Origin of the sequence: Nonomuraea rubra (assembly GCF_014207985.1) — a bacterium.
GTDB lineage: Bacteria > Actinomycetota > Actinomycetes > Streptosporangiales > Streptosporangiaceae > Nonomuraea > Nonomuraea rubra.
The window spans coordinates 9,700,409-9,714,456 of the sequence record NZ_JACHMI010000001.1 but is presented as its reverse complement, the minus strand read 5'-3'; the positions used below and the strand labels follow the sequence as shown (position 1 = coordinate 9,714,456).

Genomic DNA, 14,048 nt, shown 5'->3' with positions numbered 1-14,048 from the left:
GCCGATGCGTAATCAGGGGATTGGCTCGTGGCCGGCACGCAGGGCACGCATGACGCCCGACAGGGTCGCGCTGTCGTACCATGACCGTCACTACACCTACCGTGACCTGCAAGAACGCGTGAACCGGCTGGCCTCCGCGCTGGACGTGCGGCGCGGTGACCGGGTCGCCTTCCTCGGGGCCAACCAGCCCGCCCTGGTGGAGACGCTCTTCGCCGCGGGCCTGCTGGGGGCCGTGTTCGTGCCGCTCAACACCCGGCTGGCCGGGCCGGAGCTGCGCTACATCCTGGAGGACGCCGAGCCGGCGCTGCTCGTACTGGGCGAAGAGCGGGGAGAAGAACGGGACGGCGACGGGCTGCCGGGCCGCCACCTGCGGGCCGCCGACTACGAGGCGCTGCTCGCGTCGGGCTCGCCCGAGCCGATCGACGAGCCCGTGAGCCAGGACGACGTGTGCCTGATCATGTACACCTCCGGCACCACGGGCAGGCCCAAGGGCGCCATGCTCACCCACGCCAACCTCACCTGGAACACGGTCAACCTGCTCGTGGACGTGCCGCTGGCGCACGACGAGGTGGCGCTGATCGGCGCGCCCCTGTTCCACATCGCGGCGATGGGGCAGGCGCTGATCCCGACCGTGCTCAAGGGCGGGCGGGCCATCCTGGAGCCGTCGTTCGACGTGGCACGCACGTTCGACCTGATCGAGAGCGAGCGGGTGACGCTGATCGCCGGGGTGCCGACGATGTTCCAGTTCCTCGCGCAGTCGCCGCGCTGGGCGGGAGCCGACCTGTCGAGCCTGCGGCACCTGCTGTGCGGGGGAGCGCCGGTGCCCGGGCCGCTCATCCAGGCCTACCAGGAGCGCGGGCTGGCGTTCATGCAGGGGTACGGCATGACGGAGACCGCGCCGGGCGCGCTGTTCCTCGGGGCCGACCGCTCCGCCACGAAGGCGGGCACGGCCGGGGTGCCGTGCTTCTTCTCCGACGTACGGCTGGTCGCGCCCGACGGCTCGCCCGCCGCCCCCGGGGAGCCCGGAGAGCTGTACGTCCAGGGACCGAACGTGATGCCCGGCTACTGGCGGCGTCCTGAGGAGAGCGCCGAGGTGCTGTCCGCGGACGGGTGGTTCCGGTCGGGGGACGTCGGGGTCGCGGACGAGGACGGGTACGTGCGGATCTCCGACCGCGTCAAGGACATGATCATCTCTGGCGGCGAGAACATCTATCCCGCCGAGGTGGAGAGCGCCCTGTACGAGCACGGCGCGGTCGCCGAGTGCGCGGTGATCGGCGTGCCGGACGAGAGGTGGGGCGAGGTGGGCAAGGCCCTGGTCGTGCTCAGGCCCGGCTCGGCCGCCTCGTCCGACGAGTTGCTGAAGCATCTGGACGGCCGCCTGGCCCGCTACAAAGTCCCGAAATATCTGGCTTTCGTGGACGAACTCCCCAAGAACGCGGCGGGCAAGCTCCTCAAGGCCCCGCTGAGAAAGCTCTACGGAAAGGGATGACCCCTGATGCGTACCTCACCGCCCTTCCGCGCCGACCACGTCGGCAGCCTGCTCCGCCCGGCCGCGCTGCTGCGCGCCCGCCAGACCCTCACCGGCGACGCCCTGCGCGAGGCCGAGGACGAGGCGATCAGGGACGTGGTACGCAAGCAGCGGGACGCCGGCCTGCAGAGCGCCACGGACGGGGAGTTCCGCCGCGCCTCCTGGCACATGGACTTCATCTACCGGCTGGAGGGCATCGGCCAGGCCGCCGACGAGCACATCACCGTGCGCTTCCACAACGCCGAGGGGGACCTCGAGTACACCCCGGCGGCGCTGCGCGTGCACGACAGGATCCGGCTGAGCGAGCCGATCTTCGCCGACGACTTCGCGTTCCTGCGTGAGACCGTCTCCGGAGGCGTCGTGCCCAAGCTGACCATCCCGTCGCCCAGCATGGTCCACTACCGGGGCGGGCCCGCCGCGATCGATCCCCAGGTGTATCCGGACGTGGAGGAGTTCTGGCGGGACCTGAGCGCGGCCTACGCCGAGCAGGTACGCAGGATCGGCGCGCTGGGCTGCACGTACCTGCAGTTCGACGACACCAGCCTGGCCTACCTGAACGACCCGTCACAGAGGGCCGAGCTGACCGAGCGCGGCGACGACGCCGACCACCTGCACCTGCGCTACATCAAGCAGATCAACGCCGCGCTCGCGGCCAAGCCCGCCGGCATGACGATCACCACGCACATGTGCCGCGGCAACTTCCGCTCCTCCTGGGTCGCCTCGGGCGGCTACGACTTCGTCGCCGAGGCGCTGTTCAACGAGCTGAACGTGGACGGGTTCTTCCTGGAGTTCGACGACGAGCGGTCGGGCGGCTTCGAGCCGCTGCGGTTCGTGCCGCCGGGGAAGATGGTGGTGCTCGGGCTGGTGACGACCAAGCGCGGGGAGCTGGAGTCGAAGGACGCGCTCAAGCGGCGCATCGACGAGGCGGCCAAGTTCGTCGACCTGGACCAGCTCTGCCTGTCGCCGCAGTGCGGCTTCTCCTCGACGGTGGAGGGGAACGAGCTCACGGAGGAGCAGCAGTTCGCCAAGATCCGGCTGATCGTGGAGACGGCGCGGGAGGTCTGGGGCTGATTCACAGGTGGCCGTCGAGGAACTTCCGGACGGTCCCGACGAGCCGCTGCCGGTGGTCGGACAGGGCGTGGTCGGTGTGCCACTCGTGCTGCTCGGCCTCCGGGTACGCCGTCACCAGCGGCCGGTGGTGCACGGCCGCCGGGGTCACGGGGTCGTCGGAGGTGCCGATCAGCAGGACAGGCCGCCCGGCGAGCCGGGGTGCCAGGCCGGCCAGGCTCCACCGCTCTCCCGCCCGTTCCATCTCCGCCACCAGCGCCTCGCCGCTCGTCCCGCGCAGGGGCAGCAGGTCCTCCCCGAACGCCTCGACGTAGCGGGCACGGGACTCCGGGGTGAGCGAGCGGGCGACCGTACCGAAGTCGAAGGCCGACACCGAGACGACGGCGGCGATGGACGGGTCGGCGGCGGCGGTCATCAGCGCGGCGAACCCGCCGGCGCTGTGCCCGAACAGCGCCAGCCGCCCCGGGTCGAGCCGGTGCGCCGAGGCGAACGGCTCGGCGCGCACGGCGCGGGCCACGGCGGCGGCGTCCTCCAGCAGGTTGCCCCAGGACCAGGTGCCGCCCATGCCCCAGGAGCCGCGGTAGTGGAAGGCGACGGCGGCGTAGCCCGCCGAGCGCAGCGCCTGCGCCAGGTCCAGGCTGCGCTCGTTGCCGGGAAATCCCTGGAGGAGCAGCACGACGGGGTGCGGCCCCGGCCCGGCCGGCAGGTGCAGCAGCCCGGCGAGGCTCACGCCGCCGCTCTCGAACGTCACGGCGGGGGTGCTGGCACGCATGATGTTCCTCCTCGGATCGAACCGATCGGTACGATAGCAGGGATCGAACCGGCCGGTACCATCTAGGCGTGCCTGTACCGAAGGGAAGCACCCAGGACCCCGCCCGGACCCGGGCCGCGATCGTCGAGACCGCCATGCCGATCCTGTACGACCGGGGGCTCGACGGCGTCGGCGTGGCCGAGCTGTGCGCCGCCGTCGGGGTGTCCAAGGAGACGCTCTACCGGCACTTCGGCTCCAAGGAGGGCCTGATCGAGGCGGTCCTGGAGGCCCGCAGCGAGCGCGTGACGCGCTGGCTGCGCACGGCCGCCGAGTCGGCGGGCGAGGAGCCCGCCGACCAGCTCGGGGCCGTGTTCGACGCGCTGGCGGAGTGGCACGGCGAGCCCGGGTTCCGCGGGTGCGCGCTGCTCAACGCCGCCGCCCAGCATCACGGGGCGCCCGAGCTGGACCTGGCGGGGCGCCACCTCGAACGGCGGCTGGCGCTGCTCACCGAGATCGCCACCAGGGCGGGGGCGGCCGATCCCGGCGCGCTGGCCCGCCAGTGGCTCGTCCTGGTGACCGGCTGCACCGTCGTCGCCGACCAGCACCCCGGCACGCCCGGCGCCGCCCGGCTCGCCCGCGAGGCCGCGCTCACCCTGCTGGCGACGGCCCGCGCCTAGGGGCCGGCGGGGCCCCCGCTCCCGCCGCCCCGGCCCGCGCGTAGATGGCGGGCCCCCGCTCCGGCCCGGTTACCGGAGCGAGCGGAAGCCCTCGCGGACCTCCTGCACGAGCAGCCGCGGCTGCTCCCAGGCCGCGAAGTGCCCGCCCTTCTCCAGGCGGTTGTAGCGGATGAGCTGGGGATAGGCCCGCTCCGCCCAGCTCCTGGGAGCCTGGTAGAGCTCGTCGGGGAAGACGCTCACGGCGACGGGGATCGACACGCCCTTCACGGCGAAGAACGGGAACCTGTTCTCCGCGTAGAGCCGTGCCGCGGAGACCGCCGTCCTGGTCAGCCAGAAGTGCGTGATGTTGTCGAGCACGTCGTCCCGGGTGAGACCTTCGCTCTCGCCGGCGAACACCCGGGAGATCAGCGCCAGGCTGGCCGCGTCATGGTCGAGCATGAACGCCGCCAGGCCGACGGGCGAGTCCACCAGCCCCGTCAGCGTCTGCGGGCGCGATCCCATCATGAGGGCGTAGGCGACGTGCTTCCAGACGAAGTCCAGCTGCTCGCAGGCGCGCCTCTCCTCCTCCGTGAGGCCGGCCGGCAGCGAGGCGAGGGCGTTGCCCGCTCCGGTGATGTCGGACTGGAACAGCCTGTCGATCTCGGGCGGAACGACGCCGGCCATGTTGGTGTGGATGCCGAGCAGCCCCGCCGGAGCCTCCGCGGCCATCAGGTCCACCACGATCGCGCCCCAGTCGCCGCCCTGGGCCACGAACCGGGTGTAACCGAGGCGCTTCATGAGCTCCACCCAGGCGCGCCCGATGCGGTCCGGCCCCCAGCCGGTCGTCGCGGGCTTGCCCGAGAAGCCGTAGCCGGGCATGGACGGGATCACCACGTGGAAGGCGTCCGCCGCGGTGCCGCCGTGCGCCGTCGGGTCGGTGAGCGGCTCGATGATCTTGAGCTGCTCGACGACCGAGCCCGGCCAGCCGTGGCAGACGATGAGCGGCAGGGCGTCCTCGTGCTTGGAGCGGACGTGGATGAAGTGGATGTCCAGCCCGTCGATCTCGGTGACGAAGTTCGGCAGCGCGCCGAGCCTCGCCTCGCACCTGCGCCAGTCGTACTCGTCGGCCCAGTACCGGGCGAGCTCCTGGATGGTCGCGAGCTGCACGCCCTGCGACTGGTCGGCGACGGTCTCCTGCTCGGGCCAGCGGGTCGCCGCGATGCGCGCGCGCAGGTCCTGGAGCTCCTGCTCGGGGACGACGGGAATGGTGAACGGGCGGATCCCGGGGGTTCCGGACATGGCTGTCTCCTTGGTCGGCAGGCGGCCCTGTGCCGCCTGGCCCGACCACGATCGCCCAGGTGGGAGGGGCATCGCCCCCGGGATAACCCCGGGGATCGCCCCGGGGAACAGAAATTCGCAAAACTATCGAAACGCCGCAAACAGGACTAAACTCGGGGAGAGCATGACCCGTCGTGGCCGCGCGGAGCACCTCCGCGGAGCGCCAGGAAGGTCGAGCCCATGGGCGTGTTCGCCACCATCGACACCCGATCGGCGCTGCGAGGCCGGGACCGGGAGCTGACCGCACTGGAGCGGGCTCTGGCCACGGCGCGGTCGGGCAGCAGCGCGGTCCTGGTGCTGCGGGGCGAGGCGGGCATCGGCAAGACGGCGTTGCTGGAGCACACGACGCGCCGGGCGACCGGGTTCCGGATCGTGGGCATCGCCGGTGTCCAGTCGGAGATGGAGCTCGCGTTCGCGGGCCTGCACCAGCTCTGCGGGCCCCTGCTGGACGGGCTCGACGCCCTGCCGGGGCCGCAGCGCGACGCCCTGTCCGTCGCGTTCGGGATCCAGGAGGGCGAGGCGCCGAACCGGTTCCTGGTCGGCCTGGCGGCGCTCGGCCTGCTGGCCGGCGCGAGCAGGGATCGCCCGCTGCTCGTCCTCGTCGACGACGCGCAGTGGCTCGACGACGGGTCCACGCAGGCGCTGGCGTTCGTCGCCAGGCGCCTGATGGCCGAGCAGGTGGCGCTGATCTTCACGGTACGGGAGCCCGAGGACGCCCGGGACCTGGCCGGATTGCCCGAGCTGACCGTCGAGGGCCTCGACGAGCCCGACGCCAGGGCCCTGCTGGCCTCGGCCGTCCACGTGCCGCTCGACCCGCCGGTACGCGACCGCATCGTCGCCGAGGCGCACGGCAACCCGATGGCCCTGCTGCACCTGCCCCGCGCCCTCGCCCCCGCCGAGCTGGCGGGCGGCTTCTGGCTCCCCGGCAGGCAGCCCCTGGCGGGCCGCCTCGAGAACGCCTTCCACCAGCGGTTCCGCACGCTTCCCGAGGACAGCCGCCGGCTCCTGCTGATCGCCGCGGCCGACCCCACCGGCGACGCCGCCCTGCTGTGGCGCGCGGCGGGCCTCCAGGGGATACCGGCGGAGGCCGCCGTGCCGGCCGAGGCCGCGGGGCTCGTCGAGTTCGGCACCGGCGTGCGCTTCCACCACCCGCTGGTGCGCTCCGCCGTCTACCAGCGGGCGCCCGCTCCGGACCGCCGGGCCGCGCACCGGGCACTGGCACGGGCCACCGATCCCGGCCGCGATCCCGACCGCCGGGCGTGGCACCGCGCCCACGCCGCCGCCCGTCCCGACGAGAGCGTCGCCGAGGACCTGGAGCGCTCGGCCGGCCGGGCACACGCCAGGGGAGGAGCCGCCGCGGCGGCGGCGTTCCTGCGCCGCGCGGCGGAGCTGACACCCGACCCCGCCCGGCGGGTCGCCCGCGCGCTGGACGCCGCCCAGGCCGCGATCGACGCCGGCGGGCCCGCCCAGGCGGACACCCTGCTCGCCGCCGCCGAGGCCGGCCCGCTCGACGACCTGCACAGGGCCAGGCTCGAACGGCTGCGCGCCCGGCTGGTGTACGCCCAGGTACGCGGGAACGACGCGCCCCGCCTCCTGCTCGACGCCGCGCACCGGCTGGCGCCGCTGGACGCCGCCCTCGCCCGCGACACCCTGCTGGAGGCCGTCGGCGCGGCCATCTTCGCCGGCCGGCTCAGCGACGGCCCCGGGCAGCGCGAGGTGGCCGAGGCGGCCCGTGCCGCACCACCGCCGCCCGGGCCGCCGCGCATGGTGGACGTCCTGCTCGACAGCATGGCCGGCTGGATCATCGACGGCCACGCCACCGGCGCCCGCGCGCTCCGGCACGCGCTGGACGTCGTACGGGAGCAGCGCAGGTCCGGCGTGACCGACGCCGAGAGGCGCTGGCTGTGGCTGGCCTTCCGGGTGACGCCCGAGCCTCTCGCGCCCGAGCTGTGGGACGACGACGCCTGGCACGAGCTGGCAGAAGGCGCCGTCACGTGCGCCCGCGAGGCGGGGGCCCTGTCCGTCCTGCCGATGGCCCTGACCTACCAGGCGGGATTCCTGCTGCACGCCGGCGAGTTCGATGCCGCGGCGGCGCTGATCGGCGAGGCCACGGCGATCTCGGAGGCGACCGGCGGCGCGCCCATGATGTACACGTCCCTGGTGCTGGCCGCCTGGCGCGACGAGGAGCCCGAGGCGCTCGACCACATCGCGACGACCGCCATGGAGGTGGGGGCACGCGGGGAGGGCCGCGCGCTCGGCCTGGCCGAGTACGCGACCGCGGTCCTCTACAACGGCCTCGGCCGTTACGATGCCGCGCTGGCGGCCGCCAGGCGGGCCTGCCAGTACGAGGACCTGGGATTCTACGGCTGGGCGCTGGCCGAGCTCATCGAGGCCGCCGTCCGGTGCGGCCGGCCGGAGCTCGCCACGCCCGCGCTGGAGTCGCTCATCGAGCGGACGCGCGCCAGCGGCACCGAGTGGGCGCTGGGCATGGCGGCCCGCTCTCGGGCGCTGCTGAGCGACGACCGGGACGCCGAGGCGCTCTACCGGGAGGCCATCGAGCACCTGGGCCGCTGCCGGGTCACGGTCCACCTGGCCCGCGCCCGGCTGCTGTACGGCGAGTGGTTGCGGCGGCGCAACCGCCGCCAGGAGAGCCGCGCCCAGCTGCGCCCGGCGCACGAGACGTTCAGCGTGGCCGGGGCCTGCGGCTTCGCCGAGCGGGCGCGCCGGGAGCTGCTGGCGACCGGGGAGACCGTCCGCAAGCGCACCGTCTCCGCCGCGGCCGAGCTCACCAGCCAGGAGGCGCAGATCGCGGGGCTGGCCAGGATCGGGCACACCAACGACGAGATCGCCGCCCGGCTGTTCATCAGCCCGCGCACGGTGGAGTGGCACCTGGGCAACGTCTTCGCCAAGCTGGGGGTCAGCTCCCGCCGGCATCTGCGTGCGGCGCTGGCCGCGCCGAAGACGCCGGCGACGCACCGCGGCCACCCGCTGACCCGCCGTTCGTAGCGGCCCGCCGCGCAGGCGATGGCGTGCCGGGGCAGGCGACGGCGTGCCAGGGCCGCCTTGAGCGGGTGACGGAGAACGGGTGGCTGGGCCGCCGGTCAGAGGGTGACGACGGAGGCGGTGTGGCGGGCGCGTTCGGCGGCCCAGACGACGCGGTGCGTCATCAGGCTCTCCGCCGCGTCCGACCGCAGCAGCGAGGCGTCGCCCGAGGCGACGGCGGCCAGGAAGGCGTCCGTCAGCCCCTCGTCCCCGCCCCCGTGCCCGTCCGCCGCCGACGGCCCGGCCAGGTCCTGCGTGCGCACGGTCTCCTCGGCCCCCGTACGGAAGTCCACCACGCGCAGGCTCAGCCCGTCGCCGTCGAGGTAGCCGTGGGTGCCGAACAGGCGGGTGCGCCGGTGCTCCATCGGGGTGAACGCGCTCATCGTGAACGAGCACGTCGCCCCGTCCTCGAACTCCATCACCACCTCCTGGTGATCGACCACGTCGTTGTCGCACGCGTACACGCACCGCCCGTACGGCCCGGTGCGCAGCGCGTCGAGCACCGCCTCCTCCGTACGCTCCGGCGTGACCGCCGACAGCGGCCAGAACTCGCTGCCGGGATCGCCGAGACACCCCAGGTAGAGGCGCGGCGCCGAGTACGGGCACGACGGTTCCAGCGGGCAGTCGAGGCACCGGTCGGCGGCTTCGGCCGGCCGGTCGGAGGCGCGGAAGTGCGACAGCGAGCCGAACGACGACACCCGGACGGGCGGCCTGCCGAACAGGTGCACCAGCCAGTCGATGTCGTGGCACGCCTTGGCCAGCAACATCGGCGCCGAGGTGTCCTGGCGGCGCCAGTGCCCGCGCACGAACGAGTGCGCCTGGTGCCACCACCCCACCGGCTCCAGGTGCTGCACGCTGACGAGCCGCCCGATCCGCCCGGAGTCCAGCAGCTCCTTCACCACCCGCGTGTACGGCGTGTACCGCAGCACGTGGCAGACGGCGAGCATGATGCCGTTGCGCTCGGCCGCGTCGGCGATCATGACGGACTCCTCCTCGTCCGTCGCCATCGGCTTCTCCAGGAGAATGTGGTAACCGAGGTCCGCCAGCGTCACCGCGGGGTCGGTGTGCAGCCGGTCGTGGGTGGCGATGACCGCCGCGTCCGCGAGCCGCCCGGCCGCCGCCAGCTCCTTCCAGTCGTCGTACGCCAGCTCCGGCCGGATCCCGAACTCCGCCGCGAACGCCGCCCGCCGCCCCGGGTCGGGTTCGGCCACCGCCACCACCCGCCCCGCGCCCGTGGCGTGCGCGCGGCGCGCGTAGGTCAGCCCTCGCAGGCCCCCGCCGACGACGGCTAGAGTCACCTCAGTCATGGAACCTTCCCCGAAGAAATATCATGGAGAGCATCATTATTCGGTCTGAGCAAGCGGACAGCAAGGGGGGCCGATGGCCGCGGAGATGAGCGGCGGCGACCTGTCGCGGCTGCGGCAGCTCAACGCGCTGGCCGTGATCAAGGTGCTCCAGGGCCGGTCGTCGCTGACGCTCACCGAGGTCGCCAAGCGCACGGGCCTGTCCAGGGCCTCCACCGAGGACGTGGTGCGCGAGCTGCTGCAGAAGGGCTGGGTGGCCGAGGCGGGCGCCACGGCCGGCGGGGTGGGTCGCCCGGCCAGGCGCTACCGGTTCAGGGCCGACGCGGGCCGGGTGCTCGGCATCGACATCGGGGGGCACAAGATCCGCGCGGTGGCCGCCGATCTCGACGGGAACGTGCAGCACGCCGCCCGCGTGCCCGTCACGCCCGCGATGGGCAGGCTCGAACGGCTGGAGGCGGTGGACCGGGCGGTCACGGAGTGCCTGGAGGGCGCCGGGCTGACCGGCGGCGACGTGTGGGCCTCGGGCGTCGGCACGACCGGGCTGGTCGACGGCGCGGGCAAGGTGATGTTGTCGGAGGCGCTGCCCGAGTGGACCGGCGTGGACCTGGCCGCGCACGTGCGCCGCCTGGTCCCGGCCCCGGTGCTGGTCGAGAACGACAGCAAGCTCGCCGCCCTGGCCGAGTGCTGGCGCGGCGTGGCCCGCTACGCCAAGGACATGGTGTTCCTGCTGGCCGGGCTGCGTACCGGGGCGGGCCTGGTCATCGACGGCAAGCTGCACAGGGGGTTCGGCAACGCCTCCGGCGAGATCGGCGCGCTGCCCGTGCTCGGCTGGATCCGCGCCCAGGAGCATCTCAGCGGCGAGGCCGGCGACGTGTTCGCGGCCGCGCGGGAGGGCGACAAGGCGGCGCTGGCGGCCGTGCGGCGCTACGTGAAGGATCTCGCGCTCGGCGCGTCCGCGCTGGTCCTGACGCTGGACCCGCAGATGGTGGTGGTCGGCGGCGGGTTCTCGCGCTCGGCCGACGTGCTCATCGAGCCGCTCAGGCGGGAGCTGGACCGCTGGTGCATCCGCACGCCCGAGGTCCGCATGTCGGCGCTGGGCGACGAGGCCGTGGTGCTCGGCGCCGTCCGCCTCGCCCTCGACGACGTCGAGGAACGCCTCCTCGACGGCCGCTCCCCGCTCGCGAGCGGCCTCTAGCCGGCTCGGCCACGCGCCGCCCTCTCTTCCGGACGCGCCGCCTCCCTCCCGGTGGCCGAGCCTCGTGAGCCATCTGTAACACGGCCACTCTTGCCAACAATTTCCCTGGACTCCATCATTACTCCCACGTTCTAGGAGAGGACCGGGAGATGTGGAAGTCGGCACGGAGCGGTGCGGCGCTCCTCTGCGTGGCACTGCTCGCCTCCGCGTGCGGCGGCGGTGAGCAGGCCGGCACGGACACGCAGCCTGAGGAGAGGGTGAAGCTGTCCTACGGCGTCTGGGACGCCACCCAGCAGGCGGTCATGCAGGAACTGGCCGAGGAGTTCACCAAGACCTACCCGAGCATCACCGTGGACGTCCAGCTCACCCCCTGGGTCGACTACTGGACGAAGATGAAGGCCGCGGTCAGCGGCGGCGCGGCGCCCGACGTCTTCTGGATGAACGGCCCCAACTTCCAGCTCTACGCCTCCAACGGCGTGATCAAGCCGATCGAGGAGCAGGTCGACACCTCGGTCTACCCCAAGGCCCTGGTGGACCTCTACACCTACGAGGGCAAGCTGTACGGCCTGCCGAAGGACATGGACACGGTCGGCGTCTGGTACAACAAGACCCTCTTCGACCAGGCGAAAGTGAAGTACCCGGCCGACGACTGGACCTGGGCCGACTTCAAGGAGACCGCCGCCAAGCTCACCGACGCCAAGAAGGGCGTCTACGCCGTCGGCGCCCAGCTGACGAGCTTCCAGGAGTACCAGTACAACACGATCTACCAGGCCGGCGGCCACGTCATCTCCCCGGACGGCAAGCAGTCCGGCTACGCCGACCCCAAGACGATCGCGGGCCTGAAGTTCTGGACCGACCTGATCGCCGCCAAGCAGTCGCCCGACCTCAAGACCATGACCGACACCACCCCGCTCCAGCTCTTCGAGGCCGGCAAGCTGGCGATGTACTGGGGCGGGTCGTGGAACGTGGCCGAGTTCGGCAAGAACGACTACACCAAGGACAAGGTGGACGTGGCCCCGCTGCCCAGGGGCGAGCAGCAGGCCACGATCATCCACGGCGTCGCCAACGTGGTGTCGGCCAAGACCAAGCATCCGGCGCAGGCGTCGGCGTTCGTCAAGTTCCTTGGCTCCAAGCAGGCCGCCGACCTCCTCGGCAAGAAGGGCCCGATCCCGGCCTACAACGGCACCCAGCAGGACTGGGTGAAGGCCCACCCCGAGTGGAAGCTGCAGACGTTCCTGGACGCGGTCGCGTACGCGGTGCCGTACCCCGTCTCGAAGAACACCGCCGCCTGGCAGGAGGCCGAGCTCACCCACCTCACCAAGGCGTGGACCGGTGAGGTGCCGGTCGAGAAGGCGGCCGCGGACCTCGCGGCCGCCATGAACGACCTGCTGGCCAAGGAATGACGGGCAGGAAACACGCGGCGAGCCGCAGACCGTGGACCGAGGCCCTGTGGGGGTACGCGTTCATCGCCCCCACCGGGCTCGGCCTGGCGATCTTCTACCTGTGGCCCGTCCTGCAGACCGCCTACTTCTCCTTCACCGAGTGGGGCGCGTTCGGCGGGCACACCTGGACGGGGCTGGAGAACTACACCCGCCTGATCGCTGACCCCGAGGTGGGGCGGGCGGTGCTCAACACGCTCACCTACACCGTGCTCGGCCTGCTCGGGATCCCGCTGGCGATCGTGTTCGCCGCGCTGCTCAACCGGCCGAAGCTGGGCGGCGTGACCCTGTACCGCACGGCGTTCTTCCTGCCGGTGGTGACCATGCCGGTCGCGGTCGCGATGCTCTGGCGCTGGCTCTACAACGGCGACTACGGCCTGATCAACCAGGTGCTCGCGCTCGCCGGCATCGACGGCCCCAACTGGATCGCCGACCCGGCCACCGCCCTGTACGCGCTGATCGTGGTGGGCGTCTGGAGCAGCGTCGGCTACAACCTGATCATCTTCCTGGCCGGGATGCAGGCCATCCCCAAGGAGCTGTACGAGGCCGCGTCCATGGACGGCGCCGGCCGCGTCCGCCAGTTCTTCAGGATCACGCTGCCGATGTTGTCGCCGACCGCGTTCTTCATCTCGATCGTCTCGGTGATCGGCTCGCTGCAGCTCTTCGACCTGGTCTTCGTGATGACCGGGTCGGGGCAGGCGGCGCGGGCCAACCCGGCGTACTCGCGGCTGCAGACCGTCGTGCAGCTCTTCTACGAGCGGGCGTTCGTCACCAACGACCGCGGCTACGCCGCCGCCATCGTGATGGCGCTGCTCGTGCTCATCGCGGTGCTGACGGTCCTGCAGTTCAGGCTCCAGCGGAGGTGGGTGCACTATGTCTGAGCGACGCCCGCTGGGCGTGCACGCGGTGCTGATCATCTCGTCGCTGCTGATGGTGGCGCCGTTCGCCTGGCAGATCATCACCTCGCTCAAGACGCTCAGCAGCGCGACCGCGGTGCCGCCGACGTTCCTGCCCGAGGGCCGCTGGGACAACTACGCGAAGGTCTTCGACCTGCTGCCGTTCGGCGAGCAGTTCCTCAACACCGTGGTGATGGCCGCGGGGCGGGTGGCCGGGCAGGTGCTGTTCTGCTCGATGGCCGCCTACGCCTTCGCCCGGCTCCGCTTCCCCGGCAGGAACCTGCTGTTCGGCCTGTTCCTGTCGGTGCTCATGGTGCCGCCGCAGCTCTTCGTGATCCCGCAGTACCAGATCATGTCCGCGCTGGGCTGGCTCAACAGCCTTCAGGCGATCATCGTGCCGGGGCTGTTCAGCGCGTTCGGGGTGTTCCTGCTGCGGCAGTTCTTCCTGGGCCTGCCGCGCGAGATCGAGGAGGCGGCGCGGCTCGACGGTGCGGGGCCGTGGCGGATCTACTGGTCGATCATGCTGCCGCTGGCCCGGCCCGGGCTGGTCGCGCTGGCCGTGCTCACGCTGCTGTGGGCGTGGAACGACCTCTTCTGGCCACTGGTGGTCAACACCGACCCCGAGAAGATGACGCTGTCGGCCGGGCTGGCCTCGCTCCAGGGGCAGTACCAGACCGACTACCCCGTCCTGATGGCCGGCTCGCTGATCGCCTCGCTGCCGGTGATCGCGGTGTTCGTCTTCCTGCAGCGCCAGTTCATCCAGGGCATCGCCCACACCGGCACGAAGGGCTGAGCCCGGCGAGAGCTGCGCCTCTCGCCGGGCCCGCGTCC

At 72.5% G+C, this 14,048-nt stretch carries 11 protein-coding genes; 8 read left to right on the top strand and 3 right to left on the bottom strand.

Annotated elements, in window-relative coordinates; translation table 11 throughout:
- Positions 1 to 4: 4 nt before the first annotated feature.
- Together HD593_RS44210 and HD593_RS44205 are read left to right on the top strand one after the other, a co-directional pair.
- Entirely contained in the window at positions 5 to 1,489 is a 1,485-nt protein-coding gene (locus tag HD593_RS44210; RefSeq protein ID WP_185108773.1) for an acyl-CoA synthetase, read from the top strand.
- 6 nt (positions 1,490 to 1,495) lie between these two features.
- Positions 1,496 to 2,599 carry a 5-methyltetrahydropteroyltriglutamate--homocysteine S-methyltransferase gene (locus HD593_RS44205; RefSeq protein WP_185108771.1) on the top strand — a complete coding sequence of 368 codons (1,104 nt, stop codon included), beginning with the start codon at positions 1,496 to 1,498 and terminating at the stop codon, positions 2,597 to 2,599.
- A 1-nt stretch (position 2,600) separates the two neighbouring features.
- Here the strand turns inward: HD593_RS44205 and HD593_RS44200 are convergent, their stop codons facing one another.
- Positions 2,601 to 3,368 carry an alpha/beta hydrolase family protein gene (locus HD593_RS44200; protein WP_185108769.1) on the bottom strand — a complete coding sequence of 256 codons (768 nt, stop codon included), beginning with the start codon at positions 3,366 to 3,368 and terminating at the stop codon, positions 2,601 to 2,603.
- Between the two features lie 68 nt (positions 3,369 to 3,436).
- Between HD593_RS44200 and HD593_RS44195 the strand changes: the two genes are divergently transcribed.
- Entirely contained in the window at positions 3,437 to 4,024 is a 588-nt protein-coding gene (locus HD593_RS44195) for a TetR/AcrR family transcriptional regulator (RefSeq protein WP_185108767.1), read from the top strand.
- 69 nt (positions 4,025 to 4,093) lie between these two features.
- On the opposite strand, the gene HD593_RS44190 is transcribed toward HD593_RS44195, so the two are convergent.
- The gene (locus HD593_RS44190; protein ID WP_185108765.1) at positions 4,094 to 5,302 is read right to left on the bottom strand and encodes an epoxide hydrolase family protein; all 1,209 of its coding nucleotides are present in this window, start codon (positions 5,300 to 5,302) and stop codon (positions 4,094 to 4,096) included.
- Positions 5,303 to 5,521: 219 nt separating this feature from the next.
- Here HD593_RS44190 and HD593_RS44185 point away from each other — a divergent pair, with 219 nt between their 5' ends.
- Positions 5,522 to 8,347 (top strand): AAA family ATPase, encoded by a 2,826-nt coding sequence (locus tag HD593_RS44185; RefSeq protein WP_185108764.1) that lies wholly within the window; start codon positions 5,522 to 5,524, stop codon positions 8,345 to 8,347.
- Between the two features lie 95 nt (positions 8,348 to 8,442).
- Here HD593_RS44185 and HD593_RS44180 read toward each other — a convergent pair whose 3' ends face one another.
- Positions 8,443 to 9,690, bottom strand: a complete 1,248-nt coding sequence (locus HD593_RS44180) for a Gfo/Idh/MocA family protein (protein ID WP_185108762.1) — start codon at positions 9,688 to 9,690, stop codon at positions 8,443 to 8,445.
- A gap of 73 nt (positions 9,691 to 9,763) precedes the next feature.
- On the opposite strand from HD593_RS44180, the gene HD593_RS44175 reads away from it, so the two are divergent.
- The 4 genes from HD593_RS44175 (at position 9,764) to HD593_RS44160 (ending at position 14,010) form a co-directional block, all read left to right on the top strand.
- Positions 9,764 to 10,882, top strand: a complete 1,119-nt coding sequence (locus tag HD593_RS44175) for an ROK family transcriptional regulator (RefSeq protein WP_185108760.1) — start codon at positions 9,764 to 9,766, stop codon at positions 10,880 to 10,882.
- Between the two features lie 149 nt (positions 10,883 to 11,031).
- On the top strand, positions 11,032 to 12,285 hold the full coding sequence (locus HD593_RS44170) for an ABC transporter substrate-binding protein (protein WP_185108758.1): 1,254 nt from the start codon (positions 11,032 to 11,034) through the stop codon (positions 12,283 to 12,285).
- Complete coding sequence (locus tag HD593_RS44165; RefSeq protein ID WP_185108756.1) at positions 12,282 to 13,202, top strand: carbohydrate ABC transporter permease; 921 nt, start codon at positions 12,282 to 12,284, stop codon at positions 13,200 to 13,202. The genes HD593_RS44170 and HD593_RS44165 overlap by 4 nt, the downstream gene beginning before the upstream one ends.
- Entirely contained in the window at positions 13,195 to 14,010 is an 816-nt protein-coding gene (locus HD593_RS44160) for a carbohydrate ABC transporter permease (RefSeq protein WP_185108754.1), read from the top strand. Before HD593_RS44165 ends, HD593_RS44160 begins: the two co-directional genes overlap by 8 nt.
- Positions 14,011 to 14,048: the final 38 nt, after the last annotated feature.

What these genes read in the sequence shown, in the direction of transcription:
- HD593_RS44210 (WP_185108773.1), top strand. Translation starts at nt 5, where the DNA reads ATGCGTAATCAGGGGATTGGCTCGTGGCCGGCACGCAGGGCACGCATG.
- HD593_RS44205 (WP_185108771.1), top strand. Translation starts at nt 1,496, where the DNA reads ATGCGTACCTCACCGCCCTTCCGCGCCGACCACGTCGGCAGCCTGCTC.
- HD593_RS44200 (WP_185108769.1), bottom strand. Translation starts at nt 3,368, where the DNA reads ATGCGTGCCAGCACCCCCGCCGTGACGTTCGAGAGCGGCGGCGTGAGC.
- HD593_RS44190 (WP_185108765.1), bottom strand. Translation starts at nt 5,302, where the DNA reads ATGTCCGGAACCCCCGGGATCCGCCCGTTCACCATTCCCGTCGTCCCC.
- HD593_RS44185 (WP_185108764.1), top strand. Translation starts at nt 5,522, where the DNA reads ATGGGCGTGTTCGCCACCATCGACACCCGATCGGCGCTGCGAGGCCGG.
- HD593_RS44180 (WP_185108762.1), bottom strand. Translation starts at nt 9,690, where the DNA reads ATGACTGAGGTGACTCTAGCCGTCGTCGGCGGGGGCCTGCGAGGGCTG.
- HD593_RS44175 (WP_185108760.1), top strand. Translation starts at nt 9,764, where the DNA reads ATGGCCGCGGAGATGAGCGGCGGCGACCTGTCGCGGCTGCGGCAGCTC.
- HD593_RS44170 (WP_185108758.1), top strand. Translation starts at nt 11,032, where the DNA reads ATGTGGAAGTCGGCACGGAGCGGTGCGGCGCTCCTCTGCGTGGCACTG.
- HD593_RS44165 (WP_185108756.1), top strand. Translation starts at nt 12,282, where the DNA reads ATGACGGGCAGGAAACACGCGGCGAGCCGCAGACCGTGGACCGAGGCC.
- HD593_RS44160 (WP_185108754.1), top strand. Translation starts at nt 13,195, where the DNA reads ATGTCTGAGCGACGCCCGCTGGGCGTGCACGCGGTGCTGATCATCTCG.